Genomic DNA, 26,655 nt, shown 5'->3' on the forward strand with positions numbered 1-26,655 from the left:
GGCTAAGCCGACCTACGGACAGGTGCGGTTTTGTCGCGAGGTGTTGAAGATATAGGTCGGATTAGCGGGGCAAGGCCGCGCGTAATCCGACAAGCACAGTCAGCGGCACATGTCGGCTGGCGAGGCAGCAAGTTAAAAGCAGTATTGGCAAAGTGGTTTTTTTAATGCAGTAAAAGTAACGACACCCTCAGGCACCGTCGCGAGCGGATCGCCGCTGGTCCGAGAAGCGCAGCCGTACGAAGGTACGGCGAGCATCGCCGGGCGAGCGCCGTACCGCGCAGCAGGTGCCTGCGGGTGTTCACTACAACGGATAAAAGGTATCCTAATTATGGCTTCATATTTTTGCCCATGCCCGCGCGGCATGGAAGCGGCGCTGGCCGAGGAACTGGGCGAGATCGCCCAGGATAGTGCGACCATGAAGGTCCACAACCAGGTGCCGGGCGGCGTACACTGCTCGGGCGACCTGCTCGATTCCTACCGCATCAACCTGCATTCGCGCATCGCGTCGCGCGTGCTGATGCGCATGGCCCATTCCGGCTACAAGACGGAAAACGACATTTATGACCTGACCCTGGCGCAGCCATGGGAAGACTGGTTCGGCGTGCACCACACGATCCGCGTCGACGTCACGGCCGTCAAGTCGCCGCTGCGCAGCCTGGAATTCACGACCTTGAAGATCAAGGATGCGATCTGCGACCGCTTCCGCGACCAGTTCAACGAGCGTCCATCGGTCAACACCAAGACGCCGGACATGCGCATCGTCGGCTTCCTCGACGCGCACACGTTTACCGTCTACCTCGACACCTCGGGCGAAGCCCTGTTCAAGCGCGGCTGGCGCGAAGAGACGGGCGACGCGCCGCTGCGCGAAAACCTGGCCGCCGGCCTGCTGCGCGTGTCGGGCTGGAAGCCGGGCATGGTGCTGTTTGACCCGATGTGCGGTTCCGGCACCATCCTGGCCGAAGCGGCGCAGATGCTGCAGGGCATTCCGCCGGGCGCGTCGCGCCAGTTCGCGTTTGAAAACTTCCACGACTTCGATCCGGCGCCGTGGAACGCCATGAAGAACGCCATCAAGGCCAATCCGCTGCCAGCCGAACCGACGATCTTCGGCAGCGATATCTCGGGCGACATGGTGGCCATGACGCGCCACAACCTGCGCTGCGCCGGCGTGCGCTTCGAGGTGCCGCTCAAGCAGATCGAGGCGCAGGAAGTCAAGCCGCCAAGCGACGTGCCGGGCATCATGCTGACCAACCCGCCGTACGGCGAGCGTATCGGCGTGCGCGGCGACAGCACCATTCCGGAAGACGAATTGTCGACTTCCTTCTACTCGGCCATGGGCACCACCCTGAAGCAGCGCTTCGCCGGCTGGACCGTGTTCCTCTTCACGGCCGACCTGGGCCTGCCCAAGCTGCTGCGTCTGAAGGAAGCGCGCAAGACGCCATTCTTCAACGGCGCGCTGGAATGCCGTCTGTTCCGCTTCGATATGGTGGCGGGATACAACCGCCGTGAAGAGGCAAAGCCGAAACCACAGCAGTAAGCGTTCACCGCAAGATACCCGCAGTAACCCCGCGCGCGGACCAATGCCGGTCCGCGCGCCACTTTGGATCCGCCATGTTTCCCACCCCTCCGGCCGACGTGCCGCCCGACCCGGTCACTCCCGTTCCGCCACCGCCGCCAAGCCACATGGCACCGCTCAGCCGCGGTGCGCTGGCGATGATGCTGGCCGGCCTGTCGATGCTGGGGCCCTTGTCGATCGACACCTACCTGCCCGCGTTTGGCGCCATCCAGGGTTCGCTGCAGGCCTCGCCGCTGGAGGTGCAGCAGTCGCTGACGTTCTACATGCTGGCTTTCGCCGGCATGGTACTGTGGCATGGCGCCATCTCGGATACCTTCGGCCGGCGCAACGTCATCCTCGTTTCCCTGCTGATGTTTGCCATCGGCTCGCTGGGCTGCGCCTCGGCGCACACCGTGCACTACCTGTGGTTCTTCCGCATCATGCAGGGCGTCTCGGCTGGCGCCGGCGTGGTGATCAGCCGCGCCATCATCCGCGACCTGTACGCGGATGCGGCGGCGGCGCGCCTGCTGTCGCTGGTGACGATGATCTTTTCCATCGCCCCGGCCGTGGCGCCGATTCTTGGCGGCTGGATCGTCATCTGGTTCGACTGGCGCTCGATCTTCCTGTTCCTGGCTTTCTACACGGTGGTGCTGCTGGCGTTCTGCTACTGGCGCCTGCCCGAGACCCTGCCGGTGGAAAAGCGCCAGCCGTTCAACCCCCGCTTCCTGGCGTCGAGCTACGGCCAGATCCTGCGCTCGCCCCTGTTCCACATCAAGGCCGGTATCGTCGCGCTCAATTTTGCGGGCCTGTTCCTGTTCATCACGGCCGCGCCGGAAATGCTGCCCAAGCAGCTGAACCTGGGACCATCGCAGTTCGCCTGGCTGTTCATCCCTTGCGTGAGCGGGATTTTCATGGGTGCCCTGGCGGCCAACCGCATCGCCGGCAAGGTCACGTTCGCGCGCCAGATCGGCATCGGTTTTACCTTCCTGCTGTGCGCCGCCACCGTCAATGTCGTGTATCACCTGTTCCTGCCGCCATCGTTGCCATGGTCGGTGCTGCCGCTGTTCTTCTATACCTTCGGCATGTCGCTGGTGGGGCCGGGCGCGACCCTGCTGGCGCTGGACCTGTTTCCGCACATCCGCGGCACGGTCGCTTCCTGCCAGTCGTTTGCCAGCACCTTGCTGGGCGCCGTGGTCGCTGGCGTGATCTCGCCGCTGCTGTCCGGCTCCGTGCTGTGGCTGGCATCGGGCCAGCTGGCATTTACAGCGCTGGCGCTGGCCCTGTGGCTGATTTCCCGGCGCTTCCGCCACCGTTTGCTAGGTTCCCTGAAGGCATAAGTTTCCACTGCAGAACGCTGGATTTATTTCAACTTAATTTTCTATATTGCAAGTAATATCCGGCGCTTATGATAAGATGACTTCTTTCCCGGCATCCTCTCAGGCAGTTTATTTTTTGGTTACAGGAGTGGAGGATTCCTCTGAACGTGGCCGCGCTTCGCTGCTGAGCGCGCTTCCTTTTCGAACCGGCAATGCCTGATACGATGCATCAATCTGATCAAGATATTCGCAATCGCCTGCTGATTGCCCGTCTGCCGGCCATGCCGCAGATCCTCATCAAGCTGATCGCCCACCTGCAAGCCGACGATGCCGGCATGCCGGAGCTGGCCGCCCTGATCGCCAAGGATGCCGGCATGACCAGCAAAATCCTCGGCGTGGCCAACAGCTCGGCGTATCACCGCCACGGCAAGGTCGTCAGCCTGGAGCAGTCGCTCGTGTCGCTGGGCACGGACATGATCAAGACCCTGGTCATCAGCGAATCCGTATTCCAGACCTTTAACAGCTTTCCCCATTCCGGCAGCACCGACCTGCGCGCCTTCTGGAAAAGTTCGCTGTCGGCCGCCGTCATGGCGCGCGCGCTGGCCAAGGCCATGGCCTACCCGCATGCCGAGGAAGCCTATCTGGCGGGGCTGCTGCACAATGTCGGGCGCCTGGCCCTGCTGGCCACGGCGCCGAAAGAATATGCCTTCAACTTCACGGCGCGCGATGACGCCGCCCTGTGCGCGGTGGAGCAGCGCACCTTGCAGATCACGCATGCCGAAGCGGGCGCCTGGCTGATCGAACGCTGGCAGCTCGATTCCTTCCTGGCCGACAGCGTGCTGTATCACCATGAACCGCTGGCGCGCCTGGAAACGAGCCACCCCTTGATCCGCATCGTGCGCCTGGCGCATCTGCTGTGCTGCCACGCCGGCGATGCCGACCAGGCCGAGTCGATCACGCAGGCGGCGCGCCTGTGCGCGCTCGACGAAGAGGTACTGGACACCCTGGTCGGCAGCGTCGCGCGCCAGGTGGAGCAGGCCGCGCAGCATCTGGGCATCGACCTGGCCGGCGCCGACGATATCGCCACGCCGCCCGCGTCGGCGCCGCCGCCCGTCAATCCGGTGCAGCAGCGCCTGTCGGAAGACGTGCGCAATATGGTCCTCGTGTCCGAAGTGGGGCAGACCTTCGCCCGCCAGCAGGGCGAGACCAGCCTGCTCGAAGCCATCACGCGCTCGGCGCGCATCCTGTTCGATTTCGAGACCACCGTCATCCTGCTGCAAAACCCCACCGGACACGCGCTGGTGGGCGTGGCGGCGGGCGAACAGCAGCAGCGCCTGGCCGGCTTTGCCGTGCCGCTGGCCAAGGGCGGGCCGCTGGCCGCGTCCGCGCTGGAGTGCAAGCCGGCCTTCTTGAAACGCGACATCCCGGGGCTGGGCATCGTCGAGGAGCAGCTGTTCCGCATCCTCGGCACCGACAGCCTGGTCTGCCTGCCCCTGGTGGCCGGCCAGCGCAGCTTGGGCGTGCTGATTGGCGGCGTGGCGGCGTGGCAGATTCCCGCCTGCCAGAAGCGCGAAGGATTCCTGCGCGCCTTCGGCAACCAGGCCGCCGGTGCGCTGGAAACGGCGATCAACGCGCGCGGTCTGGCGCGGCGCCAGCTGGACCACGTGGCCGAGGAGTACCGCGAAGCGTCGCGCCGCGTGGTGCATGAAGTGAACAATCCGCTGTCCATCATCAAGAACTACCTGAGCGTGCTCGATCACAAGCTGGAAAAGCAGGAACCGGTGGTGGGCGAGATGGCTATCCTGAACGAGGAGATCGACCGGGTTGGCCAGTTGATCAACGGCCTGGCCGACCTGCAGCCGGTGGCCGCCAGCGGCGTCACCGATTGCGCGCGCGTGGCCGACGATGTGCTGCGCCTGTTCCGCGCCACCGACTTCCTGCCATCGAAGATCGAGGTGGTCGTGCGCATGCAGGACGCGCCCAGCGAGGTGGAAGCCGATGCCGACATGCTCAAGCAAATTTTGCTCAACCTGCTGAAAAATGCCGTTGAAGCCTTGCCCGAGGGCGGCCGCATCGAAGTGACGAACCGTGGCCATGTGAACCGCGACCGGCGCCTGTACCTGGAACTGTGCGTCAGCGACAATGGCGCCGGTCTGGCGCCCGAGGTGCTGGCCAATCTGTTCTCGCCCGTACGCAGCAGCAAGGCGGGCGCGCATCATGGCCTGGGCCTGTCCATCGTGCATGACCTGGTCACGCGCCTGCATGGCGTGATCGGCTGCCGCAGCAGCAAGGCCGGCACCGCGTTCGAGATCCTGCTGCCCGTCCCCGCGCCGCAGTCTGGCGCCGCCAGTTCCGCCGCCGTGCCCGCGCTCGGTAATACCGCCCTGTCTTCGTAACGTCCATGAATTCCTCCGCCATTCCTTTTGACCTGGAAAATAGCCCGCGCATCCTGCTGGTCGACGATGAACCACGGCTGCTCGCCTCCCTGCACGAACTGCTGAAGGACCGCGGCTACCAGCTGCACACGGCTACCTGCGGCAGCGAGGCGCTGGCGCAGCTGTCGAAACTGCGCTTCGACCTGATCCTGCTCGACCTGCGCCTGCCCGACATGAGCGGCCATGAAATCATGGACCACATCAACCGGCGCGGCATCGAGGGCGACGTCATCGTCATGAGCGGCGATGTCGGCATCGAGGCCGCCATCGGCGCCCTGAAACGCGGCGCCTACGACTACCTGCGCAAGCCGTACAGCCGCGAGGAGCTGCTCAAGACGGTGGAGAACGCGCTGCAAAAGCGCAAGCTGGCGCTGGAGAACGAGCGCATCGCGCTGCAGCTGGAAAACTCGGAGAAGATGTACCGCTACCTGGTCGACAGCTCGCCCGACATCATCTATACCCTGAACCACGAAGGGCGCATCACCTTCATCAACGACCGCGTGCACCAGTTGCTGGGCTTTAGCCGCGAAGAGCTGATCGGCAGTCATTACTCGATCCTCGTGCACGATGAAGACCAGGAACGGGCGCGCTACGCCTTCAATGAGCGCCGCATCGACGAGCGCGCCTCGCGCAATGTGGAATTGCGCCTGAAGTGCCATAGCGGCAGCGGCAGCGACCGCACCTTCAGCAATACGCTGATGACGGTTCCGCTCAATTCGATCGGCATGCACAGCCTCGATCACGAGGCCAGGAAGCAGGAGTATTTCGGCACCTACGGCGTAGCGCGCGACATCACCGACCGCAAGCGCGCCGAGGAAGTCATCTCGTACCAGGCCTACCACGACATCCTGACGGACCTGCCGAACCGCATGCTGTTCAAGGACCGCCTGGGCCTGGCCGTGATCCAGGCGCGCCGCAAGCTGACGGAACTGGCCGTGATGTTCATCGACCTGGACCGCTTCAAGCTGGTCAACGACACGCTCGGCCACGTCAAGGGCGACGAGCTGCTGCAGCAGGTGGCGCTGCGCCTGAAGGACTGCCTGCGCCGCGGCGACACGCTGGCGCGCCAGGGCGGCGATGAATTTACCATCGTGCTGCCGGAACTGCGCGACCGCCAGGATGCGCGCCTGATCGCCGACAAGTTCCTCGAATGCCTGCACCAGCCGTTCGACCTCGATGGTAACCAGGTGCATATTTCCGCCTCCATCGGCATCGCCATCTATCCGGGCGACGGCGAGACCATCGATGAACTGCTGCGCCATGCCGATATCGCCATGTACCAGGTCAAGGGACTGGGCAAGAATGGCCACAGTTTTTATCACGAGTCCATGCTCGACGTGTCGCACCAGAAGATCGCGCTGGAACAGAGCCTGCGCAAGGCGCTGGAACTGAACCAGCTGGAGATGTATTACCAGCCGCAGGTGGATGTGACGACGGGCCGCATCGTCGGCGCCGAAGGCCTGATGCGCTGGAACCACCCGCAGCGCGGCTTGCTGACGGCCGGCGAATTCCTGCCCTTCGCCGAGGAAAACGGCCTGATGCTGCCGATCTCGGACTGGATGCTGGGCGCCCTGTGCCGCGACCTGGTGCAGTGGAACGCGGCCGGCGGCGAAGCCGTGCGCCTGTCGCTCAATTTGTCGCCGCAATACCTGGACCGGGGCGACTTTTTCGAGAAGATGCGCGGCGCCCTGACGCGCTATGGCATCGCGCCGGAAAAGATCGAAGTGGAGATCACGGAAAACATCTGCATCCGCAACCCGCAGTACGCGATCGAGCAGTTGAACAAGCTGTGCCAGCTGGGCGTGTCGGTGGCCATCGACGATTTCGGCACCGGCTATTCCTCGCTGTCGTACCTGCACCGCTTCCCCATCCACACGATCAAGATCGACCAGTCGTTTGTAAAAGAAATCCATGACGAACACGGACACTATCCCGTCATCCTGGCCATCATCTCGATCGCGCGCGGGCTGGGCCTGCACCTGATCGCCGAAGGCGTGGAAACGGAAGGCCAGGCGCGCTACCTGCAGGACAAGGGCTGCACCACGATGCAGGGCTATCTGTACCACCGTCCCATCTCGCTGGGCAGCTTTATCGGCGTGCTGCAGGAGCAGAACCGCCTGATCGCCGATGGCGCATCCGGCATGCCGGTGCCGCTGGCCATCGAGGCTTGACCGTGTCCGCTGCCGATCCCCGCTACACGGCTGCTCATTACACGGCTGATTATCTGCGCCTGAAGGGCCTGGCCGAGAAAGGCAATGCGAATGCCCAGCACAGCCTGGGCTTCATGCATTTCAATGGCCAGGGCATCGGGCAAAGCTACGCGCTGGCGCTGCACTGGTATGGCCTGGCCGCCGCGCAGGGACTCGAACACGCGCAATACAACCTGGGCGTGATGTGCCAGAAGGGGCAGGGCGTACCGCAGGATTTCACCCAGGCCGCGCACTGGTACCAGAAGGCGGCCGAGCAGGGTTATGCGGCGGCCCAGTACAACCTGGGCTGGCTGTACGCCAAGGGGCAAGGCCTGGCGCAGGACAGCGGCCAGGCCATGCTGTGGTTCAGCCGCGCTGCCGAGCAGGGCGATGCGGGCGCGCAGAATAACCTGGGCATGATGTATGACAACGGCAAGGGCGTGCCGCAGGATTTCGTGCAAGCCATCGCCTGGTACCGCAAGGCGGCCGAGCAGGGCTACGCGCGCGCGCAGTTCAACCTGGGCCTACGCTACGACAATGGCCAGGGCGTGCGTCAGGACCGCCAGCAGGCCACCGCCTGGTTGCGCAAGGCGGCCGAGCAGGGTTACGCGCCGGCCCAGTTCAACCTGGCGCTGCGCTATGAAAATGGCGACGTGCTGCCGCAGGACAGCGGGCAGGCGATCGCCTGGTACCGGCGCGCGGCCGAGCAGGGCCACGCCAGTTCGCAGTTCAACCTGGGCCTGATCTATGACAATGGCCAGGGCGTGCCATGCGACAAGCAGGCGGCCCTGGACTGGTACGTCAAGGCGGCGGGCCTGGGCCATGCGGCGGCCCAGCACAACCTGGGCCTGCACCATGAACATGGGGCGCACGATTACACGCAGGCGCAGGCGTTTTACCGCCAGGCGGCCGAGCAGGGTTTCCCCGCCGCCCAGTACCAGCTGGCCCTGCTGTATGAACATGGCCAGGGCCTGCCGGAAGACGCGCAGCAAGCCGTCCACTGGTACCGCCAGGCGGCCGAGCAGGGCCACGTGCGGGCCCAGTTCGACCTGGGCCTGCGCCATGAAAACGGCCAGGGCGTGCCGCAGGACCTGGCGCTGGCGCTGGAGTGGTACCGCCGCGCCGCCGAGCAGGATTACGCGCCGGCGCAATACATGCAGGGCGTCTTGCATGACCGCGACGATGGTCCCGCGCCCGACAGCCAGCTGGCCTGCGCCTGCTATTGCCGCGCCGCCGCGCAGGGTCACAGCCTGGCGCAGTTCGCGCTGGGCCTGCGCCACGACAATGGCCAGGACGTGCCGCAGGATTACGCCGCTGCCTGGGACTGGTATGCGCTGGCCGCGCGCCAGGGCCATGCGCGGGCGCAGTTCAATCTGGGCCTGATGGCCGCCAGCGGCCAGGGCGGCCCGCTCGATTTGCAGCAGGCGTATATCTGGCTGTCGATGGCGCAGGCGGCCGGCGTGGCCGGCGCGGAAAAATCCCTGCGCCAGACGGCGGCGCGCATGCGCGAGTCGGACCTGATCCTGGTGCGCCAGCGGCTGGAAGCGCTGGCCGCCTGACCCGCTTTTCCCTGCCACTGCATCGCCAGTGTCGCGCGCAGGCGTGGCTGCGGCAGTTTTTCCACGCTACGTCACCTCGCGCCGGCATGCGCTGCTGTTCCTGCTGCGACAAAAAATGCTGGCATCGCTGCGATTTTGCTATGCTGAGGGTTCAAGAACCCCGGCTTTCAAACAAAGGATGACTATGCGCCTGACCTCTTTCCCCGCCAGCCCCACCGCCCTGTTGTGCGCGCTGGCGCTGTGCTCGTCCATGGCGGGCGCCGCCAACCCGCTCGCAGCCCTCAGCAACCAGGATGCCAGCAATGGCCTGAAGGCAGCGCTGGAAGCCGGATCGGCGGCCGCCGTCGCCAAGCTGGGCATCGAAAATGGTTTCCTGAACAATGACAAGGTGAAGATCAAGCTGCCCGGCATCCTGGAGCAGGCCAAGCCCCTGTTGAAAATGACGGGACGGGGCCAGCAGCTGGACGACCTGGTGGTGGCGATGAACCGCGCGGCCGAGTCGGCCGTGCCGATGGCCAAGCCCTTGCTGCTCGATGCGGTCAAGTCGATGAGCGTGACGGATGCGAAAAACATCCTCTCCGGCGGCGACACCTCGGTCACGGATTTCTTCCGCCAGAAGACCTCGGCCCCGCTGGCCGTCAAGTTTCTGCCCATCGTCAAATCCGTCACGGACCGTTCCGGCCTGGCCAGCAAGTACAACAGCACCATGAGCCAGATCGGCAAGACGGGCCTGGTGCCGCAGCAGCAATCGACGGTGGAAGGCTACGTCACGGACCGCGCCCTCGACGGCCTGTACCTGATGATCGGCGAAGAAGAAAAAGCCATCCGCAGCAATCCGCTGGCCTACGGCAGCAAGATCATCGGCAAGGTATTCGGCAGCCTGAAGTAATCCCCCGCCACCGCGAAGATTTGCCCGCCGCGTTCCATTCGGCGTAAAATGCAGGCTTCGCGGGTGTAGCTCAATGGTAGAGCAGAAGCTTCCCAAGCTTACGACGAGGGTTCGATTCCCTTCACCCGCTCCAGTCAAAAACGGCGGAAAAACCTGTTTTCGCCGCTCCACACATCCGTGTCCGCTCCACAAAAATCCTTACATCGGCTTTTTGCACAAGCATATGCCAAGGTGTATCTGCATACTCCTACGATGAGATTGCATGTAAGGCAACTTTCTGTTATGTTGCCTTAGGAAAACTCTCGTGACTCTCTTTATCAGAGCTGTAATGGCGTTGGTCAATTTTGATCTGTTTTCACGCCTTTATTGCCCTCCGCCCCTTACATCCCACTGCTTATGTCAACACAAACTACCAAATATAGCTACTTTGACAATACTCCTGCCTGGATGATGTTTGTCCTAGCTCCTATGGCGCTTTTAGCTTTAGTACCACTATTAAATTTTTCTTTCCTAGCTTGGCAGAACTTAGATTTCAAATTCTTCAATATTGATGTGTTGTCCCTGGGCGGATTAGGACAAATGGGAGACTTTTTTGGTGGGCACATGGCCGCATTCGCCGGCTCACTTTCCTTGCTCGTTGTGATTTTTTTTACGTTTCATCAAGCCAATCAGCAACGACAGTTTTTTGACCAACAACAGTACCAGCAGAGGCAGTTTTTTGACCAACAACAGTCTCAGACGAACCAAGCGTCTATGCGAACTTTTTTTCTTGAAGGTGTGAATCAAATTACTCAGTGGGACATTGAGTCACCGGGATGTGACCAATGCATGCGACTGCTCGACTATTACGGCCGTGTAGCGTTGGCGTCAGAGGATCGCGAGTTGCTTCTTATCTTGAATACGGTGATTACGGCCAAAATCCGTAAGAATCTACAAGGTGAAAATGGTAGCTTCAAACAAAGCAATTATCCATATGCCTGTAAGGCACTTGATCACATAAAACCGCTAAGAGAAGAGGATGGGCGAGCATTAGCTGCACAGCGAGGGAAGAAGAGGCCAAAAGCATAACGACCTATCCACCCCCTGAGTTTCCTCAGAGGGTAGGTCCTCGACCGTCACCTCCCACTGATTGGGGAGGTATAGGAGTTGCTCAGTGCGTTGTCTTGCGACAAGGATAGTCAGTAGTATTTGCTTTTGGATGCGAAATGTCAAGCTAGCTTTTTTTGCTAATCTGCAAAGTTTTTTCAATGCTACCTTGTTGGCGCAACAATCTTGCCTCGTCGCAGATAGTGCCGCTGGGTTGTCTTCACGCTGTCGTGTCCCAAAAGATCGCTGGCCGCTTGGTCGCCACGATCATCCGAAGTATCATCGGCCGCCTTCGCGCGCAGGTCGTAAAACCAAAATGCCATGATGTCCTGTGCCAGTTCCGGTACGTTTTCCGCCGCCCGCTTTTTTGCCGCGTCAAAGTGCGTGCGAAGCGCTGGTGCGGTCAGACGTTTGCCGTGAATATTGGTCAGTAGTGCGCCCGTCAAGATCTTGTGCGTTGCTTTGCGTGCCCGAATGCGATCCATCAGCTTGGCCAGCTCTCCGGTGATGGTGATACGGAGCGGCTGCTTGGTTTTTTCCTGCGTAATGATCAGGTGCCCATCGATGATGTCTTGTTCAGTCATGCGCAGCGCATCCGCTGGACGCTGACCGGTTAGGTAGGCCAAGTCCATCGCATCCCGTAGCGGCTCGCTGCCATGCATGCGCACGGCGGAAAATACTGCATCCGTAATGTAGACGGTACGCTTTGCCAGTGAATGCCCCTGGATGCCCTCGCAAGGGCTTGGCAGGCTCGTGTAGCCCCAGCCTCGCGCATGGTTCCACATGGTAGAAAATACCCGTTTGCAACGGTTGGCGGTGGTCGGCTTGTCAGCGTGGTCGTTGAGGAACTGTCGAATGTGCATAGGCTTGATCTGGTCCAGCGGCGCCCCGGCAAAGGCTGCCAAAAGGTGCTTGATGTCAGACCGGTACATGCGCGCCGAACTGGCGGCAAGTTTTGGAACCGCTTCAACCAGGTAGCGCGTTTCGACATCTGAGAACGTCGCGTTAGCGGTGAGCTCCACTACGATGTTTAGCTCAGCATATTTTTTCAAGGCCAAGATGAAGTCGGGCCCAAGCGGGATTTCTTTGCGCGGCTTGTCCTTCGTGTACATGTAGTAATACACCCTGCCGCTGCGCTGGGTGCGCGGGTGCATGTTCGGCGGCATGTTCAAATTACGTGTGTTTCGTCGGCCCATTTTTATTGATCCTTGGCATTACCCATGTTTTTTCCCGTGGCGCTTCTTTGCGTCCCTCAACTGCGGCGACCGTGACAACCGGTCGCCCGATGGCATTTACCCAAAAGGGTAGGCCCATCTTCCGCAGCGCCTCAATTTGCTTCGTTTTCATCTTCCTGCCGGTCAGGGCGCAAATATCGTCCATCGACAGGAAGGTGGCATTTGTTGCGATCTGGTCTGCCATACCATGTCCCTAAATCAGCACGGGGATAATTGCCGTCAGTGGCACGGCGCGGAACATGCCGGGCCACTGGTGGTCCAGCTCGACCCAGGCATGCAGCTCGCCATTGCCCACGTCGCGGCGCAGGTCATTGACGGTGCCGGCCTGGTAGCCTTCATCGGTATCAAATGTCACGCGGTCGCCCGGGGCGATTTGCCGCGGTGAATCGGTCAGGGTGTTCAGCATTGCGGTGCTCCTTTCAGTTTGGCGGTAACGCCGCACACGCCGAAGTGGTCGAGGGCGGCCTGGATCGCGTCGCCGCTGGAAGCGGCAATCGCGGCGTATTCAAAGCGTTCTGTTTGCGTGCGAACGATCACGGCATAGGTGCTCACGTGCCATTTCCTTTCATTGGTGTTGTGTCTGTGGCAATCACTTGCGGGAATGGACACGCTCCTATTGCGGCCATTTCGTGGATCAGTGCGATTTTTTGTTCGTCTCCGTGTATTCGGGGGAACGGACAGGCCTGGTTGTGCGCCCAGGAACACAAAATCGCGTTCTGGTCGATGTCGCTATAGACGAATGGGGGCGCAGAAATGGGCGTGGTTGGAATTACGTCGACGGGGTGCGTACAGTTATTTACACGAGTCCGAGGAACGGCAACCCCAACAGCCACCCCGCGCCCGCCTGTGGCCTGTACCGGCGTCCACGTATGGCGCACGGACTTGAAGACCACGCCAATCAGATCGCTGCAGCGCACGCCGTAGGGCGTGATGCGTTGCGTTTCGCCATAGCGCCCGATGACGGTTTTTTCGTCCTTGGCCAGGGTGACGACCAGTTCCTTGCGCGGCACCAGGGCGCCGCCCTGGGCGCGCAGGTATTCGGCCCAGCAGGCGCGCTTTTCGCCGTCGATCTTTTGCACGGCGTCCCAGGCACGGCGCATGGCGGCCGGGGCTTCGTTGAGCATGCTTTCCTCGATGCGGCGCAGTTCGCGCCAGACGGTGACGGGCGCGCCGCCCCATTGCTGGAATTGACGGATGCCCCAGCACGCGGCCCAGGATTCGACGCGCGCCGATGGCGTCAGCTCGACATCGCCTTCGGTATCGGCCGTGACGACATAGCCTTCTTTCGTCTTGTGGTCGGCCACGCCGTCGATGTTCTTGGCCACGTACTTGGCGATGTAGCCGGCGGCGCTGCCCTTGGCCCAGTCGATGCGTTTGACGTCCAGGCGGCGCGCGAAGGCGCCCGGTTCGCCACGGTCCACGCGCCAGGCGTAGCGCTTCATGATGCGGATGGCGCGGCCCGCCACGTCCTGCAGGTGGGCCGTCTTGTATTTCGCGGTGGGGCGCACGAACAGCAGCAGATGCCAATGCGGGCAGCCATCGTGATGTGGCTCGGCGATGCGAAAGCCGTACAAACCAATGCCCCGGCGCGCCAGAGCGGAGCGGCACAGCGATGTCATCTTGCCCAAGTACGCATTGGCCTCGCGCGGCGTGGAGCCGTCGAACTTGTCGTTGGGCTTGCCGCTGTGCTGCATGGCGTGAAAGCGTGATGGGCACGTCCATGTGATGAAAATGCCCTGGTCGCCGCACTCGCGGGCGATCTGCTCAAAGCCGTTGATGCGCAACATCAGTTCGCCGCGCCGGATGGCTTTGTTGGCGGTCGTCTTCTCGGCCAGCTCGGCGATGCTGAATTGCTGGCCATTCTCGTTCTGCACCAGCGTGGCGGCCAGCGCTGCCGCGTTTCGCCGGTTTTGCGCCAGGCGCGACAGCACGGCGTCGTTGCTGGCATAGGGTTCGCCGCGATAGTTCACGTAGCCCAGGCGGATATTGCCGGCTTCGAAGGCGCGCTTGACGCGCTTGCGCAACTGGCGGCGCCACCAGCGTGCATCCACCAGACGGGCGATGATGTCGGCTTGATCGTCGAATTCCGGCAGCTCGATGCCATACGAGGCGCATTCGTCTTCCATGATCTGCAGGGCGTGCGTGTCGGACACGGCCATCCACAGCATTTTGGTCACGCCGGCCGCCGCGCGTTCAGCGGTGGCCACGATGTCGGCGTCGCTTTGCGACAGGTCGACGCCGGCCGGCACGTACAGGTCGGCGAACTCGCGCACAAAGCCGGTGGCGACGGATTCATAGACTTTGTACCAAGACGACCAAGCCATCTTGGCCAGGGCGGCCGTGATGACACGGTTGCGCCATTTGTAGGGGATGCGGGCCAGCTCGGGCGCGAACTGGGCGGATCGCAAGAAGGCTTCGTGACGCTGCGGGGCCGGCAGCAGGATTTGTTTAGATTGCATTCAACAGTCTTTCGTACACACGGATAGCGGCAGAGGTGGCGGCGCGCAGCTCGATGCGCTCTTCCTCGGTAAAGGAGTGGATGGGCGATTCCCAGCGGTCGGCGTCCAGGCCGGCGGCAATCAGCACGGAACGGCGCGCGCCGCGCGGCGACAATCCCCAGGCCTGGGCCATGAAGGGCGCCAGGTTGCGCGGCTTGATGCTGCGCAGCTGGGCCTTGGCTTCGGCAATGGCGGCCAGCGCATGCCCGGCGCCTGGTGGCGTCGGCATGTCCTTGTCACGCGCTGCCAGAATCTCGGCGGCAGGCTGGAACGACAGGTGATTGTCGATAAGGGACGCCGGCATGGTTCAGTCCTTGATGAAGCCAATGGCCCGCAGCACGCCAGGGGCAATGACGATCAGGAGCGACAGCAGCCAGATGCCGCAGGTCTTGGCCAGACGCTGCATCAGCGTGCCCATTCCTTGGCGAAGTACTTGGCCCAGTAGGTCAGCGTGCGCAACGAGTTGTTGCTGGAGTAGACGACGCCGGCTTCGCTGGCGAACATGTAGCACAACACAATGGGCAGCTCGCCGACCATGGCGCGCTGGTTGTCCGGCATGAAGAAGCCGCCAAGCTGCAGCGCATGCAGGTCGCTGATGATGAAGGTGATATTGGCCGCGCCGTAGGCGTGGTAGGTCTTGGCAATCTCGCGGATATAGGCGGAAAGTTCCTTGACGCTGGTGCCAGCGTTGGCGTGCAGCAGGAAGCAGGTCGGCGCCACAGGCACGACGCATTTTTGCAGGGCCGGGCGGCGCGTGGCCGATGCAGGGGATTTGTCGGCATGACTGGCGGCGTGCAGCGTGTTTTCCATTGGTTTTCCTTATTTCAGGTTGAACGAATCCCGCACGCTCAAAAGGGAGCGCTGCAGGGCACAGCAAAAGAGGGGAGTTACTGCGGCCGGGTTACGGCGGCGCGAGGGTCGGGATAGTCATCAGCAGCCCGCAGTCAGGTCCAGGGCCAGCTGGCTGGTGGCTGCCGTACGCGCATGCTGGGACATCGGGATGCGTATATCCGGCTTGGGCATGGCGGACAGCGAAAGGGTGCGCAGTACTTCCAGGCCTGCCACGAAGGAGTGCCCGCATTCGGGGTTCTGGCACATGTAGGTGATTTCCTTGAACATGGCGGACATCGTGCGGCTCTTGACGGCGCGGACGGTGTATTCGCAATGCGGGCAGGGCAGGCCGATGACTCTCATTTCAGCTTTCTTTCCACTTGGTACAGGGCGCGACCGCGACCTGTCATGTTTTTCGACTGCTTGCGTAAGCGCGACTTGACGAGCCATTCGGCCGCCTGCTCGATACTTGCCAGCCCCTGGCGCTGGCGCACGAGTTCCAGCACCGCGCGCTCTTCGTCATTGAGGTTAATTTGATGGTCTGGCATTTTCTGTAACTTTAGAGTTGCTCAAAAGTGACTCGGTTTAAACGCTGCGACGCTGTACGCTGTCGATAGTGGCGTCATCCAAGGCGATCACGGCCAAGGCTTCACGCATCACGATCTGGCGCACCAGCACAGCAAGCTCTTCGCCCTGGTAGTTGGCGATTGAGGAAACAAGCTGGTGCTCGTAATCGTCCAGGCGCAGCATGACGCGGTGGCTGCGGATACGTTTTGCATCGGGGTACATGACGTTGTCCTTAGTGGGTGGATTTGGATGCGAGTTCGCGCTTGTAGTCGGCAAGGCCGCGCAGGATCAGGAGGCGAAGGAGCCATGCGCGCGACCGCTGTTGAGCGGCGGCAAGAGTTTCGATTTCTTTTACCTCGTCAGGAGCCAGACGAACGCCAAGCGGCTGGGAGGTGACGCCTTTGGTAATGCGTCCGACTTTTGACAAATTATTCATAATGTTATGATCTGTAATCGCTACGGAATGGCGTAAATATATCACTCATTTGAGTGATTTGGAAAGGTATTTGTACTCAAATGAAGTATTTTTTTGATCGTCTCAAGGAAGAACGGAAGCGCCTCGGCCTCAATCAGGACGAGTTCGCTGCCCTTGGTGGGGTAAAAAAGGGGGCCCAGTTCAACTATGAAAACGGCTCCCGAACGCCAGATTCTGACTATTTGGCGGCCGTTGCTGCGGCTGGAGTAGATGTGCTGTATTTGCTGACAGGAGAACATGCGCTGTCAGCGTTGCCTGCGGACGAGCATGAACTGTTGACTGGCTATCGAAATATGGACGTTCGCGGGAAAGCAGGAGTACTCGGGATGATTAGCGGCATGCGCTCGCCAACGCCCCCGGCATCCCAAGCTGGGAATGCGCCACACGTTGAAACCCACGGCAAGATTGGGCAAAATTTCGTGGGCAATATCATTGGGCCGCAGACTTTTAATGTGGCCGGCAGCGGACGAAAAAAGGAAAAATAGTCTGCAAATGATTTACCTTCTTATGCATATTGTAATTGCTACTTGTTTTATCTGCATACTACGCATAACGATCTGATGCATGATGGTAGCGCCAAACTGTACGTTGAATTCCCTTAAAGCAGATGACAATGAATATTGACGAGTTCGAAGCATTTAAAATCGCGCGCATTGCTGCACATGACCGTGGTTGGCAGTGGCGCCCACCATTCTGGATTTCCTTAGATGAGGGGGAATGGCGAGTTCATGCGGAGAGCGAATGCGTGGTTCGAATAAGTGCTCAGACCGGCGATCTTGTACTGCAGCTTGGTTTCGTCGATCCGTTGATCGCAATGGCCGCCGCCAAAGAATACGCTTTGAAAAATGACCTAAGTTGGAAGCCCGCTTTTTCACTTTGTCTTACTGCAGAGGGATGGGATGTTGGTGCGTGTCAAAGCCAGTTTGGCGGCCAGACGAACATTTACGTAAGCCAGCATGGCGAAGTCATTCGCCATCAAATCAATCCCAAATGAACAGCGGGTAGATGCGCCCCCCCGTTGTCATGGCTCACTTCCAACGTCCGCACTGGGGCAGAACCTGGCAACGGCGGAAACCGGCCAAAAGCGGTCGTTCCACACACCCTTAATTTGACGGTATCTCATGATGAGAAATGTGCTATCTGTCAACGAAGTAATCGACCGCGCAGATGAGCTTGACGGTAAGCCGGTCGAAATCGTTGGTTTGCTGACGTTTGAATTTGAGAATCACTCTCTCGGCCATTATCCAAAGGCAGAGCGACGGGAGATCACGGAAGCGGCAGATCCTCCGTACTATCAATCCAGCGTTTGGATTACCTTTGGTGCAGGAAGTATCCAGCCGAATCAAGAAATGCTCATGCGCTGGCATGGAAAACGCGTCCGAATTTCTGGGGTTGTTTGTACGCCCCAAGGGTCGTTTGGTTGCGGTCATTTCAGCGGCTGGGGATGCGAAGTTGAGGCTTACACGATTGAACGTCTCTGAACTTCTGCAATGTGACGGAGCCTGGCAACGACGGCAACCGGCCAAAAGAAGTCATACGCGTCGCTGACCCAGTTTGTTTCACTGACTGGAGGGCAAGGTGTCTGCTTTAGGTAAAACAGGCATTGAATAATATATCCAGTGCCAACCAACGGAGAAATCAGAGTGGTGAAGAAACCAACAGGGACTCTCGGTCCAAACAAAGTGACAGTTCAGCCGGACGGAATTATTGCCCACTCCTTCGAAAAGATTGCTTTTCCAAAAGAGAAAAATGCGGTTGAAGAAGTTATAGTCAGCAACTTTATCTCATCGATGAACGATTTGATGTCGCAAAGCCGTATGAAATGGTTTATGTCTGAACCAATACAAAATTCGGAAAACGATTTCGATTTTACGATTACTTTGCCCAATGGGAGCAAGGCATGGCTTGAGCTCATGGAGATCGCCCCGCTAGAACTGTTCGGTGGATACGACAAAGTACCCGGCAAATACAAGCCGTACGACCTCGCAAAAATCATAACTAGCATGATCATGAAAAAAGCAGTGCGCTATTCGGGCTCGATTGGAAAAGAGCTCCATTTGCTGACCTACATTACACACTGGGCCTTCACGCCAAGTGAAAGCCTGATCAACCTTTTGCGCGTTTTCATAGCTCAGGAGAGGCACCCGTTTGCCGGTGTGTATTTGTACTCACCGCTGGAGCTTGGTGTTGGAACTGGAAAAGTCTTGGCACTTGGCGACGCGAACCTACACGCGGGATTTAACCCAGAAGAATACAAAGACAACACAGTCATCAACTTGGATCCGACGAAGTTTCAGCTTGTCCAAGGGTCTGTTGACTCCTCACCGGCCAAACCGATGCTTTTGGTCGTCGATGGCGAACAAAAGAATGTGCATGAAAGGAATGTATCGCTGAGTTGCGAGAGCGATCACCGAACAACGAAAATCGAGGGTCTGTAGAGCAAGTGCAATGTCCGCTTTGGGGATATTATGTTGAAAAACGCCGGTACGTTGATGTTTAGATAGAAAACCTGTCAGCCTCGACTGGCCACAACCGCCGCTATTGAACGATCACCGGCTGCTTGAAGGTTCTAGGCATCCCGAAATGGTTGCCGCTCGACACTTTCAACACAATAGGGAGAAAGCAGCCGCTGAGCGGATGTGTCGGGCGCACGGTTATGCTGCTTTTGTTTCTGCTTCTGCTGCTGTTTGCGTAGGTTTCCAGGGTTCCTCGCTGTTTTCGCGGATGATGTCCCGAATTTCTTCGATACGCTTCCAAGCATGTAGCACCGCCCGCTTCGCGGCCTGCTTGCTCTTGTAAGTGTGCTCCAGCGTCTTGAGCTGACCCATGGCACCGGCCTGCTCCTGCCCCGCCTTTTTCTTCTTCGCCGCCACGTCCTTCCACTTCGCCACCACGCCCGTGATGCCTTCATCCGGGTCTTTCTCGTCCTCGCGTTCGGCCTCGACCGCTTCCGTTTTCGTTTCAAACTCCACCCGCGTGGTAAAGCCGTTGCCGCCCAGGCTGTGCGTGACCTTGACCGATAGCCAGTCGGTGGCGTCGATCTCGGGCTTGAATCCTTGCACGGTCACGGGCGATTGCGGGAACACGGCCGGGTTGCCCAGGGCCAGGCTCATTTCAAAGGTGGCCAGGCCGCGCAGGATGCGCTGCCATTCAGCCACGGCCGCCGCGCGCGCGTCCGTCTCGTTGGCGAAGGTCGTGCGCAGGCGCTTGCTGTTGCCGGGCACGCCGGCCACCACGCTGCGCCGCCGCGCGTAGCGCTCGTCATGCCAGAAGGCGCGCACGCCCGTGTAGGCATCGCTTTCAGCGCTGTGGTAGCGGTGGCCATCGCCCAGGGCGCGCGTGATGGGGATGACGGGCAGCGCCTTGCCGCTGGCGGTGCGGCTCTGGTTGATGGGGATGAACAGCAAAGTGTCGTTCTTGACGGTGGCCACCGCGTCGTATTTCCTGCCCAGCCGACGCAGGAAGGCCGCATCGCTTTCATGGGTCTGGTCGATGTGCTCAATGGCGATATCGCGCAGACGCACCGACACGCCCGAGGCCAGCTCGTTGCGAAAGGCGATGGCCTCGATGATGGCGCCCAGGGTGGTCTTGTGAAAGCTGTGTTCCTGCTGCTGTTTGAACGTGTCGATCAGGTTGGCTGACCTGGCGCGCAGGGTGATGGTGTCAGGCGCGCCGCTGTGCTCGACCTCGTCGACGGTGAACTTGCCCATGTCCACCAGGCCGGTGGCTTGCCAGCCCAGCGCCAGGGCGATCTGCGCGCCGCGCGGCGGCAGGGCCAGCTTGCCGTCGCTGTCGTCCAGGGAAATGTCGAGCTGGTCGCTCTCGTCACCACGGCACAGGGTCAAGGTCAGATTGATGAGCCGGGGCGACACGATGGCCGTCAAATCCTTGTCCTCGATGCTGACCTTGAAGGCGGGGATATGCTCGCTCATTTGAACTTGTCCGCCGCGCTACCGATGGCGCCGCTGATGCTGCCGCCGATCTTGTCCTTCATCTCGCTGACCACGCCGCCGTATTTCGAGGTGATGCCGCCGACCACATTGCCTACCACGCTGCCCACGGCATTCCTGGCCGCGCCGGCAATGCTGCTGGCCATGCCGTCGATGCTGAGCATGTTTTTCAGGTCGCCGATGTCGCCCAGGCCGACCATGGCCAGCACGCCGTCGTCGTCGCGCTTGAGCGCAATCGAGAACTCGACGCGGCGTGCGCCGCCGCTGCCGTCGAGGATGGTGCGCCCCTCCGTCATGCTGGTGATGCGGTATGAGCCGAGTATGCGGCCCGTACCCTGGATCAGAATCCACGACTTGCCCGTGTCGGCCATCATGCGCAGTGCATCGAGCGAATACAGGGAGCCGGTCAGCTCCGGCGCCACCCAGCCGGACAGGGTAATGGTGTCGTCGCCTGGCCCCACGTACTGGTGCGCGTCGCGCAGGCCCACGCGCGCCGTGCTGGCGTGCTTCCATTCCGTTTGCCGCTGCAGCTCGTGATAGGCCAAGGTGGGAAGGCTGAACACGAACATTCCTAAAATCATCATCATGGTGCTTTTCTTTCTTTAATCGTGGTCGCGCAGGGAAGAGCGGATGCGCGCCGCCTTTTCGCGGTCGCGCTGATCGAGCGCCGCGCTCACCGCGCGGGCGATGGCCTGGGGATCGGTGCCGGCCTGTACATGGAAGGTGATTTCGATCTTGTCTCCCTGAATGCTCAATCCGGCGCCGACCCCGCCTTGTGACAGCGGCGCGCGTGTGTCGAATGCGCTGGCGGGTAACGCCGTGGCCGTGCCGATGGCGATGCCGGCGCCCAGTTGCGTCAGGCGCTGGGCCAGGCCCGATACCTTGGCAATCGGTGCGCCCTCGCTGCGGTCCAGGCCTACGGCCAGGCCTTGCATGGTGTAGTCGCCCAGCTGGGCAAACACGCGGCTCGGGCTGTGGATGCCCAGCTTTTCCTTGAACCAGGCAATGGTGCTGGACCCGGCATTGCTGATGGCGTCCTTGACGGCGCCCATGGAACCGGTGATGCCGTTGACCAGGCCGCGCAGGATGTTGGCGCCGAACTCGGTGAACTGCGCCGGCAGCTTGATGCCGAACCAGCTCATGACGCCTGCGAACGCCTGGTAAAACACGCCGACCGGCGACCAGTTGATAATCAGGGCAGTGATGCTGCCCATGCCGCCCGCACAGACGGTGCGCAGGCGCGACCAGATATCGGCGAAGAAGGCGGAAATAGGCGCCCAGGACGCGGTGATGCGTTGCAGGATGCTGGCGCCGAAGTCGGTGAACTTGGCCGGCAGCGTAATGCCGAACCAGCCCAGCACGCCCGCGAAGGCGCGATAGAAAAGTGCCAGCGGTGTCCAGTTGGCGACCAGGGCGCTGACGCCACCAATGCCGCCGGCAAAGGCGGTCTTGATCTGCGACCAGATGCCAGTAAAGAAGCCGGCCAGCGGCGCCAGCCCCTTGGCGAAGCGCCCCCGGATACTGGCCGCAAAGTCGGTGAACCTGGCCGGCAGTGCAACACCGAACCAGCCCAGCACGCCCGCGAAGGCGCGATAGAACAGGCCCAGCGGCGACCAGTTGGCGATCAGGGTGCTGACGCCGCCGATGCCGCCGGTAAAGGCTGTCTTGACGTGCGACCAGATGCCGCTGAAAAATGCCTTGATCGGCTCCCAGTATTTGTAGATCAGGTAAGCGGCGCCGGCGATGGCCGTCACGGCCAGGCCAATCGGGTTGAGCATCAGGGCGCGGCCCAGCCACAGCACGGCGCGGCCCGCCCACATGAAGGCGCCGCCCAGGCCGCGCAGGATGGGCGTGAGCACGCCGCCCGTCACGCCCATCTTGGCGAACATGACGTGCAGCATGGCATACGGGCCGATCATGGCGGCAATGCCCAGCATCAGCGGGCCGAGCACCAGCAGCAGGCCGGCCAGCACGGCAAAGGCGGTAATCATGATCTTGGCCACGGTCGGGTTGCGTTCCATGAAGCCATTCAGGCGCTGCACGGCGGTAATCGCCATCTCCAGCCCCTGTGCGTACAGCGGCAGGATTTTCTCGCCCATGGTGAGCTTGAGGTTGGCTAATTTTGACTGCGCTTCCAGTTCCTTGCCTGCGGCTGTGTCGCGGCCCAGCTTGTCCAGCTGGCCGATATTCGCGGCGCCCCGGTTGAGCTTTTCGTTTTTGTGTATCTGCGCGCGCTGCAAGTACATCTGCGAATACAGGTTCGACGCCGTGCGATTGGAAAAAATGCTGCCGATGGCATCGAGCACCTGCTTCTTTTCCGTGATGCCCTTCTTGGCCAGTTGTGGCAACAGCACCTTTTCCATCCACTCAAACTGATTTTCGCGGAACAGCTCGGAACCCAGCAGCGCACCAGGATCGAGGAATGCAATTTGCCCGGCTTTATCTGGCGTGACCTTGCTTTTGTCGCCAATCAGACCAAACTCGTCGAGCTTCCTGGCCGAGCGCTTCGTCGTGCGGCCCTGATACAAGTTCTGGTAGGCGCTCATCAGGGACGTGCCGACGCGATTGCCGCTCATTTCCTGCACCAGCGGTTCCATCTGGTAGTAAAAGGCGTCATCCTTCAATCCTTTGGCCGCGATGCCGCCTGTCTTGATCATGTTCAGCCACTCATTCGGGCCGACGCGGCCGCCCGTGGCGGTGATGACCTGCTGCACGATATTGGCCTGGGCTTCAAACTTTTCCTTGCTCTCCAGGCCCCCGCGCAGCTCGATCACCTTGAGCATGTCCATGAACTTGCGCTCGTTGTCGGCGCCTTCGGCCTCGCCAAAGAAGGCGTGATTGGCAAACTTCATCTTGGCCAGGGTGGGGGCAACCATTTCCGCATGGTGCACGTCGGCAAAGGCGCTCATGCCATCGCGCATGAGCTGCAGGTTGTCGAGCTGGCTGGTGCCGTAGGTTTTCATGTTGCGCGCGAAGGCGACGGCCTCGGCCGATACTTTATCTCCCAGGCCCAGGGCGTTGACGCGGCCCACTTCCGTTTGATAGTGCTTGGCCTCGTTCAGTCCCTTGACTACAGGAGCTCCCAGCACGGCGCCCGTGGCGGTGGCGCCCGCGCCGGCCATGGCCAGGTTGCCCGCCTTGTTGCGCAGCTTGTCGGCATGCTGGGTGGCGTTGGTGACGCGCTGCTGCTTGGCGTTTGCATTGGCCAGCTTCTGCTGCTGCAAGGTCATGGTTTTGTTGGTGGCCTCGATCTCGCGGCGCAAGGTGCGCTCGTGGTTGGCCAGGTCTTTGGTGCCGATGCCGGCACTCGCCAGGCGCTCGCGCATGACCTGCAGTTGCTGGGCCTGCTGCTGGCCGGCTGTCTTGAGGGCGCCGGCCGCTTTGACGGCGGCGTTAAACTCGCGCGTCATGGCACGCGTGGGCGCTTCCGTCTGCTTCATCTTGGCGGCCAGGCTGGCCACCTTCTGCTGCGCCGCTTCCAGCTTGCTGCGGGTGGCGTCCAGGCCGCCATGCAGCTCGCGGAATTTGCTGATGTTTTTCTGCTGTGCGTTCAGGTCGCGCAAGCGGTCACTGGTGGCCTTCAAGGCCTTGGCCGTGTCGCTGGAGCCGCCCATGATTTTTTTCAGCGGGCCGGTGATTTTGTCCAGCGCTGCAAACACTACCTGTAACTTCAAATCCCGACCAGCCATCTATTCCGCTCCGCTTCGCTGCCTGGCGCGTTCGCGCCAGGCCATCAGTTCATCAATCGTAAAACCATCCATCGCTGCCGGCGTCCAGTGGAAGACGCCGGCAATGTCGGCCATGGCGTCTTCTACTTCGCCGGGGATACCGAAAGGCGATCTGCTTTGCTCGCCAAAAAACCGGCAACCTCGGCGCCCACGGCCAGCAGGTCGGCCGGGTCCATGTTGGCGATGTCTTGCGCGGTCAGGGTCGGCTCGGTGATGCGCGGCAGCACGATCTGCAGGGCCGACACGTTCAGGTTGGCCAGCTCGATCAGGGAAATGCCGCGCAGGGCGCCCGCCTTGGGTTTGCGCACGGTCAGCGCGGTGATGAAGCTATCGCCGCGTTTGATCGGGTCGTCCAGTTCGATGACGGCTTGGTTTTGGGTATCGTTGTTCATGCTGTGTTCCTTGTGGTGGGGTGGTCAGTAAAAGGGGATTACAGGCCGATGGCTTTGCGGATGGCCGCGTTGGTGTCGCCGCCGCCGAAGTTTTCGGTGCCGCTCATGAAGTCCAGTTCGATGACGGTGGCGCCGTCAATCATCAGCTTGTAATAGCTGCAGGCCATCGTGTATTTGTGCGTGGTGTCGTCGCCCATCTTGGCGCCGCCCATGTCGATTTCCTTGTAACGGCCGCGCACGACGACCTCGACGGCGGCGACCGTGCCATCGTCGTCTTCCTGGTAGGCGCCGGCAAAGCGCAGTTGCACGGCGCCGTGCGTGTGCGCACCGTACTGTTTCAGGGCTTCGGCGATCAGGCCGCCGCCGCTCCATTCCAGCGACAGCGCCTCGTTGCCGAAGTCCACGGACACGGGGCCGCTCATGCCGCCGGCACGGTACTCTTCCATCTTGCGGCTGAGTTTGGGCAATGTGACTTCCGGCACCATGCCCATGAAGGACACGCCGTTCTGGAACAGGTTAAAATTTTTCAGTTTGCGTGGCAGGCCCATAATTTCTCCAGTGAATCAATGCGCCCGCACGGGCGCGGGCAGGGTGGTGGTGTTTACGCCGCGATGCGCGAGGCGAAGTCGGCGAGGTAGCGGTCGGTAATGCGCTGCTGGAAACGCAGGTTTTCCAGCGGCGGCACAGGCGTGTAGTCGTAGTCGATGGCCAGCTTGCCGTCTTTCAGCGCCGTCTTGTCGTTGTATTGCTCGTCATACCAGGCATGGCCGTCGATGATGTAGCCTTGCAATTTCAGGTCGCGGAACTTGGCATTGATGCTTTCCAGCAGATCGCGCACCAAGGACGGATGCAGTGGCACATCGACATAGGCGAAGTGCGCCTCGGCGATGGTGTCCGCCAGCACCTGGGCCGTGCGCGTGTAGCTCTCGAAATAGAAGAAGCCGCCCGGTTCCTCGCAGGTGCGCGAACCCCAGAAGCGATAGCCGCCCATGTTAATCAGGGTGGTCACTTCCTTGGCGTTGAGCACGCCGGCATCGGTGGCCGGGTCTTGCAGGTCGAAAAACACGTCCTTGCTGATGCCGGTGGGACCGTTGACAACCACGTTGGACAGGGTCTTGTGCCAGCCCGTTTCCTCGTCGATCTTGGCGCGCAGGCCCATGGCGTAAGCCACGGCGGAAATACTGGCTTCCTCGTCGATGGCGGTGTTCCAGTCGACAAAATCGGGCCAGATGATCATGACTTCGCGCTGGCCGAACTGGCCGCGATAGGTGGTGGCCGCCGTGACGGTGGCGCAGCCATAGGCCGAGGCGTACACGAAGGCGCGAAGGCGCTGCGCCACGCTGGCCAGCGCGTTGGTGACGGCCTGGGTATCCAGGCCAGGCGCGCCCAGGATGCGCGGTTTGACGCCGAGCTTGCTTTGCGCGGCCAGCAGCGCCTGGGCGCCCAGGTACTTGCCGTCCGGCGACACGCCGCCTACCACGTTGCTGGTGGTTTCCGCTTCCGTCTCGCCTTCGGCCACGCGCACCACGATGGTCAGGGGCTTGGTCTGCGCGGCGATGGCCTGCAGCGCGCGATACAGCGTGCCCGTCTTGCCGGCCTTGCCCATGGCGGCCAGCACGTTGGTGACGAGCACGGGCGTGTCGAGCGGGAAGGCCGCCGGGTCGGCATCGTCGGCCGTGGCGATCAGGCCCAGCACGGCCGTGGACACGGTGCGGATGGGGCGCGAACCTTCGTTGATTTCAATGACGCGCACGCCATGGTGGTAGTCGGTGGCCATGTGGCTCTCCTGGTGAGTGGTGAATGTCGGGGGTGTTATTGGATGCTGCCGGCATCATCGAAGGCGCGCCGCGCCTCGTCGGACAGGGTGGCGGCGATGCGCACGAATTCGGCGCTGACGGCCGCCTGCAGCGTTGCCATATCCTGCGCGGCGGCGACCGTCGGGCAGATGGTGAT

Annotated in this window: 29 protein-coding genes and 1 tRNA gene; 12 read left to right on the forward strand and 18 right to left on the reverse strand. The window is 61.2% G+C overall.

From position 1 onward, the window contains the following. Window positions 1-328: 328 nt before the first annotated feature. From JaAD80_RS10595 to JaAD80_RS10630, 8 genes are all read left to right on the forward strand, one after another. Entirely contained in the window at window positions 329-1,534 is a 1,206-nt protein-coding gene (locus JaAD80_RS10595) for a class I SAM-dependent RNA methyltransferase (RefSeq protein WP_374755238.1), read from the forward strand. 74 nt (window positions 1,535-1,608) lie between these two features. Then, window positions 1,609-2,889 carry a multidrug effflux MFS transporter gene (locus JaAD80_RS10600; protein WP_219726807.1) on the forward strand — a complete coding sequence of 427 codons (1,281 nt, stop codon included), beginning with the start codon at window positions 1,609-1,611 and terminating at the stop codon, window positions 2,887-2,889. Window positions 2,890-3,092: 203 nt separating this feature from the next. Further along, entirely contained in the window at window positions 3,093-5,264 is a 2,172-nt protein-coding gene (locus JaAD80_RS10605) for an HDOD domain-containing protein (protein WP_180979372.1), read from the forward strand. Window positions 5,265-5,269: 5 nt separating this feature from the next. Beyond that, window positions 5,270-7,474, forward strand: coding sequence for an EAL domain-containing protein (locus JaAD80_RS10610; RefSeq protein WP_102294134.1), 2,205 nt, complete (start codon window positions 5,270-5,272; stop codon window positions 7,472-7,474). Window positions 7,475-7,476: 2 nt separating this feature from the next. Further along, window positions 7,477-9,051, forward strand: a complete 1,575-nt coding sequence (locus JaAD80_RS10615) for an SEL1-like repeat protein (protein WP_258002922.1) — start codon at window positions 7,477-7,479, stop codon at window positions 9,049-9,051. A gap of 184 nt (window positions 9,052-9,235) precedes the next feature. Further along, window positions 9,236-9,940: a DUF4197 domain-containing protein gene (locus JaAD80_RS10620; RefSeq protein WP_102294136.1), complete on the forward strand. Its 705-nt coding sequence runs from the start codon at window positions 9,236-9,238 to the stop codon at window positions 9,938-9,940. 59 nt (window positions 9,941-9,999) lie between these two features. Beyond that, window positions 10,000-10,073, forward strand: a tRNA-Gly gene (locus JaAD80_RS10625). Between the two features lie 263 nt (window positions 10,074-10,336). Then, entirely contained in the window at window positions 10,337-11,008 is a 672-nt protein-coding gene (locus JaAD80_RS10630) for a hypothetical protein (protein ID WP_146012342.1), read from the forward strand. A 182-nt stretch (window positions 11,009-11,190) separates the two neighbouring features. Here JaAD80_RS10630 and JaAD80_RS10635 read toward each other — a convergent pair whose 3' ends face one another. The 11 genes from JaAD80_RS10635 to JaAD80_RS10680 all read right to left on the reverse strand — a co-directional run bounded on the left by JaAD80_RS10635 (window position 11,191) and on the right by JaAD80_RS10680 (window position 16,593). Then, window positions 11,191-12,192: a site-specific integrase gene (locus tag JaAD80_RS10635; RefSeq protein ID WP_258002923.1), complete on the reverse strand. Its 1,002-nt coding sequence runs from the start codon at window positions 12,190-12,192 to the stop codon at window positions 11,191-11,193. 7 nt (window positions 12,193-12,199) lie between these two features. Further along, entirely contained in the window at window positions 12,200-12,445 is a 246-nt protein-coding gene (locus JaAD80_RS10640; RefSeq protein WP_102294139.1) for a DUF4224 domain-containing protein, read from the reverse strand. 9 nt (window positions 12,446-12,454) lie between these two features. Further along, window positions 12,455-12,667 carry a hypothetical protein gene (locus tag JaAD80_RS10645; RefSeq protein WP_102294140.1) on the reverse strand — a complete coding sequence of 71 codons (213 nt, stop codon included), beginning with the start codon at window positions 12,665-12,667 and terminating at the stop codon, window positions 12,455-12,457. Continuing rightward, window positions 12,661-12,813, reverse strand: coding sequence for a hypothetical protein (locus JaAD80_RS30660; protein WP_162995787.1), 153 nt, complete (start codon window positions 12,811-12,813; stop codon window positions 12,661-12,663). Before JaAD80_RS30660 ends, JaAD80_RS10645 begins: the two co-directional genes overlap by 7 nt. Continuing rightward, the gene (locus JaAD80_RS10650) at window positions 12,810-14,720 is read right to left on the reverse strand and encodes a replication endonuclease (protein WP_102294141.1); all 1,911 of its coding nucleotides are present in this window, start codon (window positions 14,718-14,720) and stop codon (window positions 12,810-12,812) included. Before JaAD80_RS10650 ends, JaAD80_RS30660 begins: the two co-directional genes overlap by 4 nt. Further along, complete coding sequence (locus JaAD80_RS31435) at window positions 14,710-15,063, reverse strand: hypothetical protein (RefSeq protein WP_035820917.1); 354 nt, start codon at window positions 15,061-15,063, stop codon at window positions 14,710-14,712. Before JaAD80_RS31435 ends, JaAD80_RS10650 begins: the two co-directional genes overlap by 11 nt. A gap of 101 nt (window positions 15,064-15,164) precedes the next feature. Then, window positions 15,165-15,569 carry a hypothetical protein gene (locus JaAD80_RS10660; protein WP_102294142.1) on the reverse strand — a complete coding sequence of 135 codons (405 nt, stop codon included), beginning with the start codon at window positions 15,567-15,569 and terminating at the stop codon, window positions 15,165-15,167. Window positions 15,570-15,689: 120 nt separating this feature from the next. Further along, window positions 15,690-15,953, reverse strand: coding sequence for an ogr/Delta-like zinc finger family protein (locus JaAD80_RS10665; protein ID WP_070300963.1), 264 nt, complete (start codon window positions 15,951-15,953; stop codon window positions 15,690-15,692). Beyond that, window positions 15,950-16,138 (reverse strand): hypothetical protein, encoded by a 189-nt coding sequence (locus JaAD80_RS10670; RefSeq protein WP_102294143.1) that lies wholly within the window; start codon window positions 16,136-16,138, stop codon window positions 15,950-15,952. Before JaAD80_RS10670 ends, JaAD80_RS10665 begins: the two co-directional genes overlap by 4 nt. Window positions 16,139-16,175: 37 nt before the next feature. Continuing rightward, window positions 16,176-16,379 carry a hypothetical protein gene (locus JaAD80_RS10675; protein ID WP_035820909.1) on the reverse strand — a complete coding sequence of 68 codons (204 nt, stop codon included), beginning with the start codon at window positions 16,377-16,379 and terminating at the stop codon, window positions 16,176-16,178. Between the two features lie 10 nt (window positions 16,380-16,389). Further along, complete coding sequence (locus tag JaAD80_RS10680) at window positions 16,390-16,593, reverse strand: ribbon-helix-helix protein, CopG family (protein WP_102294144.1); 204 nt, start codon at window positions 16,591-16,593, stop codon at window positions 16,390-16,392. Between the two features lie 80 nt (window positions 16,594-16,673). On the opposite strand from JaAD80_RS10680, the gene JaAD80_RS10685 reads away from it, so the two are divergent. The 4 genes from JaAD80_RS10685 to JaAD80_RS10690 all read left to right on the forward strand — a co-directional run bounded on the left by JaAD80_RS10685 (window position 16,674) and on the right by JaAD80_RS10690 (window position 19,070). After that, window positions 16,674-17,117: a helix-turn-helix domain-containing protein gene (locus JaAD80_RS10685; protein ID WP_102294145.1), complete on the forward strand. Its 444-nt coding sequence runs from the start codon at window positions 16,674-16,676 to the stop codon at window positions 17,115-17,117. Window positions 17,118-17,245: 128 nt separating this feature from the next. Further along, the gene (locus JaAD80_RS30270) at window positions 17,246-17,626 is read left to right on the forward strand and encodes a hypothetical protein (protein WP_146012343.1); all 381 of its coding nucleotides are present in this window, start codon (window positions 17,246-17,248) and stop codon (window positions 17,624-17,626) included. A 127-nt stretch (window positions 17,627-17,753) separates the two neighbouring features. Continuing rightward, on the forward strand, window positions 17,754-18,113 hold the full coding sequence (locus JaAD80_RS30275) for a hypothetical protein (protein ID WP_146012344.1): 360 nt from the start codon (window positions 17,754-17,756) through the stop codon (window positions 18,111-18,113). 162 nt (window positions 18,114-18,275) lie between these two features. Then, window positions 18,276-19,070, forward strand: a complete 795-nt coding sequence (locus JaAD80_RS10690; protein ID WP_146012345.1) for a hypothetical protein — start codon at window positions 18,276-18,278, stop codon at window positions 19,068-19,070. 216 nt (window positions 19,071-19,286) lie between these two features. Here the strand turns inward: JaAD80_RS10690 and JaAD80_RS10695 are convergent, their stop codons facing one another. Genes JaAD80_RS10695 through JaAD80_RS10725 form a run of 7 tightly spaced genes read right to left on the reverse strand, consistent with a single transcriptional unit; the run spans window position 19,287 to window position 26,479 of the window. After that, on the reverse strand, window positions 19,287-20,564 hold the full coding sequence (locus JaAD80_RS10695; RefSeq protein ID WP_102294147.1) for a phage late control D family protein: 1,278 nt from the start codon (window positions 20,562-20,564) through the stop codon (window positions 19,287-19,289). Continuing rightward, a complete protein-coding gene (locus JaAD80_RS10700) occupies window positions 20,561-21,169 on the reverse strand; it encodes a phage tail protein (RefSeq protein WP_102294148.1) in 609 nt (202 codons plus the stop codon). The genes JaAD80_RS10695 and JaAD80_RS10700 overlap by 4 nt, the downstream gene beginning before the upstream one ends. A gap of 15 nt (window positions 21,170-21,184) precedes the next feature. Beyond that, on the reverse strand, window positions 21,185-24,241 hold the full coding sequence (locus JaAD80_RS10705; protein ID WP_102294149.1) for a phage tail protein: 3,057 nt from the start codon (window positions 24,239-24,241) through the stop codon (window positions 21,185-21,187). A 30-nt stretch (window positions 24,242-24,271) separates the two neighbouring features. Beyond that, window positions 24,272-24,385: a GpE family phage tail protein gene (locus tag JaAD80_RS10710; protein WP_071650284.1), complete on the reverse strand. Its 114-nt coding sequence runs from the start codon at window positions 24,383-24,385 to the stop codon at window positions 24,272-24,274. Window positions 24,386-24,393: 8 nt separating this feature from the next. Continuing rightward, window positions 24,394-24,702 carry a phage tail assembly protein gene (locus JaAD80_RS10715; protein WP_092717981.1) on the reverse strand — a complete coding sequence of 103 codons (309 nt, stop codon included), beginning with the start codon at window positions 24,700-24,702 and terminating at the stop codon, window positions 24,394-24,396. Window positions 24,703-24,740: 38 nt separating this feature from the next. Further along, complete coding sequence (locus JaAD80_RS10720; RefSeq protein ID WP_046682355.1) at window positions 24,741-25,250, reverse strand: phage major tail tube protein; 510 nt, start codon at window positions 25,248-25,250, stop codon at window positions 24,741-24,743. 53 nt (window positions 25,251-25,303) lie between these two features. Then, window positions 25,304-26,479, reverse strand: a complete 1,176-nt coding sequence (locus JaAD80_RS10725; protein WP_102294150.1) for a phage tail sheath protein — start codon at window positions 26,477-26,479, stop codon at window positions 25,304-25,306. Window positions 26,480-26,655 lie beyond the last annotated feature (176 nt).

The organism is Janthinobacterium sp. AD80 (assembly GCF_002878455.1).
Classification (GTDB): Bacteria; Pseudomonadota; Gammaproteobacteria; order Burkholderiales; family Burkholderiaceae_D; genus Janthinobacterium.

What these genes read in the sequence shown, in the direction of transcription:
- JaAD80_RS30275 (WP_146012344.1), top strand. Translation starts at nt 17,754, where the DNA reads ATGATGAGAAATGTGCTATCTGTCAACGAAGTAATCGACCGCGCAGAT.
- JaAD80_RS10685 (WP_102294145.1), top strand. Translation starts at nt 16,674, where the DNA reads ATGAAGTATTTTTTTGATCGTCTCAAGGAAGAACGGAAGCGCCTCGGC.
- JaAD80_RS10620 (WP_102294136.1), top strand. Translation starts at nt 9,236, where the DNA reads ATGCGCCTGACCTCTTTCCCCGCCAGCCCCACCGCCCTGTTGTGCGCG.
- JaAD80_RS10710 (WP_071650284.1), bottom strand. Translation starts at nt 24,385, where the DNA reads ATGGCCGACATTGCCGGCGTCTTCCACTGGACGCCGGCAGCGATGGAT.
- JaAD80_RS10600 (WP_219726807.1), top strand. Translation starts at nt 1,609, where the DNA reads ATGTTTCCCACCCCTCCGGCCGACGTGCCGCCCGACCCGGTCACTCCC.
- JaAD80_RS30270 (WP_146012343.1), top strand. Translation starts at nt 17,246, where the DNA reads ATGAATATTGACGAGTTCGAAGCATTTAAAATCGCGCGCATTGCTGCA.
- JaAD80_RS10665 (WP_070300963.1), bottom strand. Translation starts at nt 15,953, where the DNA reads ATGAGAGTCATCGGCCTGCCCTGCCCGCATTGCGAATACACCGTCCGC.
- JaAD80_RS10640 (WP_102294139.1), bottom strand. Translation starts at nt 12,445, where the DNA reads ATGGCAGACCAGATCGCAACAAATGCCACCTTCCTGTCGATGGACGAT.
- JaAD80_RS10715 (WP_092717981.1), bottom strand. Translation starts at nt 24,702, where the DNA reads ATGAACAACGATACCCAAAACCAAGCCGTCATCGAACTGGACGACCCG.
- JaAD80_RS10645 (WP_102294140.1), bottom strand. Translation starts at nt 12,667, where the DNA reads ATGCTGAACACCCTGACCGATTCACCGCGGCAAATCGCCCCGGGCGAC.
- JaAD80_RS10680 (WP_102294144.1), bottom strand. Translation starts at nt 16,593, where the DNA reads ATGAATAATTTGTCAAAAGTCGGACGCATTACCAAAGGCGTCACCTCC.
- JaAD80_RS10595 (WP_374755238.1), top strand. Translation starts at nt 329, where the DNA reads ATGGCTTCATATTTTTGCCCATGCCCGCGCGGCATGGAAGCGGCGCTG.
- JaAD80_RS10610 (WP_102294134.1), top strand. Translation starts at nt 5,270, where the DNA reads ATGAATTCCTCCGCCATTCCTTTTGACCTGGAAAATAGCCCGCGCATC.
- JaAD80_RS31435 (WP_035820917.1), bottom strand. Translation starts at nt 15,063, where the DNA reads ATGCCGGCGTCCCTTATCGACAATCACCTGTCGTTCCAGCCTGCCGCC.
- JaAD80_RS10670 (WP_102294143.1), bottom strand. Translation starts at nt 16,138, where the DNA reads ATGCCAGACCATCAAATTAACCTCAATGACGAAGAGCGCGCGGTGCTG.
- JaAD80_RS10695 (WP_102294147.1), bottom strand. Translation starts at nt 20,564, where the DNA reads ATGAGCGAGCATATCCCCGCCTTCAAGGTCAGCATCGAGGACAAGGAT.
- JaAD80_RS10675 (WP_035820909.1), bottom strand. Translation starts at nt 16,379, where the DNA reads ATGTACCCCGATGCAAAACGTATCCGCAGCCACCGCGTCATGCTGCGC.
- JaAD80_RS10725 (WP_102294150.1), bottom strand. Translation starts at nt 26,479, where the DNA reads ATGGCCACCGACTACCACCATGGCGTGCGCGTCATTGAAATCAACGAA.
- JaAD80_RS10660 (WP_102294142.1), bottom strand. Translation starts at nt 15,569, where the DNA reads ATGGAAAACACGCTGCACGCCGCCAGTCATGCCGACAAATCCCCTGCA.
- JaAD80_RS10630 (WP_146012342.1), top strand. Translation starts at nt 10,337, where the DNA reads ATGTCAACACAAACTACCAAATATAGCTACTTTGACAATACTCCTGCC.
- JaAD80_RS10650 (WP_102294141.1), bottom strand. Translation starts at nt 14,720, where the DNA reads ATGCAATCTAAACAAATCCTGCTGCCGGCCCCGCAGCGTCACGAAGCC.
- JaAD80_RS10605 (WP_180979372.1), top strand. Translation starts at nt 3,093, where the DNA reads ATGCATCAATCTGATCAAGATATTCGCAATCGCCTGCTGATTGCCCGT.
- JaAD80_RS10720 (WP_046682355.1), bottom strand. Translation starts at nt 25,250, where the DNA reads ATGGGCCTGCCACGCAAACTGAAAAATTTTAACCTGTTCCAGAACGGC.
- JaAD80_RS10700 (WP_102294148.1), bottom strand. Translation starts at nt 21,169, where the DNA reads ATGATGATGATTTTAGGAATGTTCGTGTTCAGCCTTCCCACCTTGGCC.
- JaAD80_RS10635 (WP_258002923.1), bottom strand. Translation starts at nt 12,192, where the DNA reads ATGCCGCCGAACATGCACCCGCGCACCCAGCGCAGCGGCAGGGTGTAT.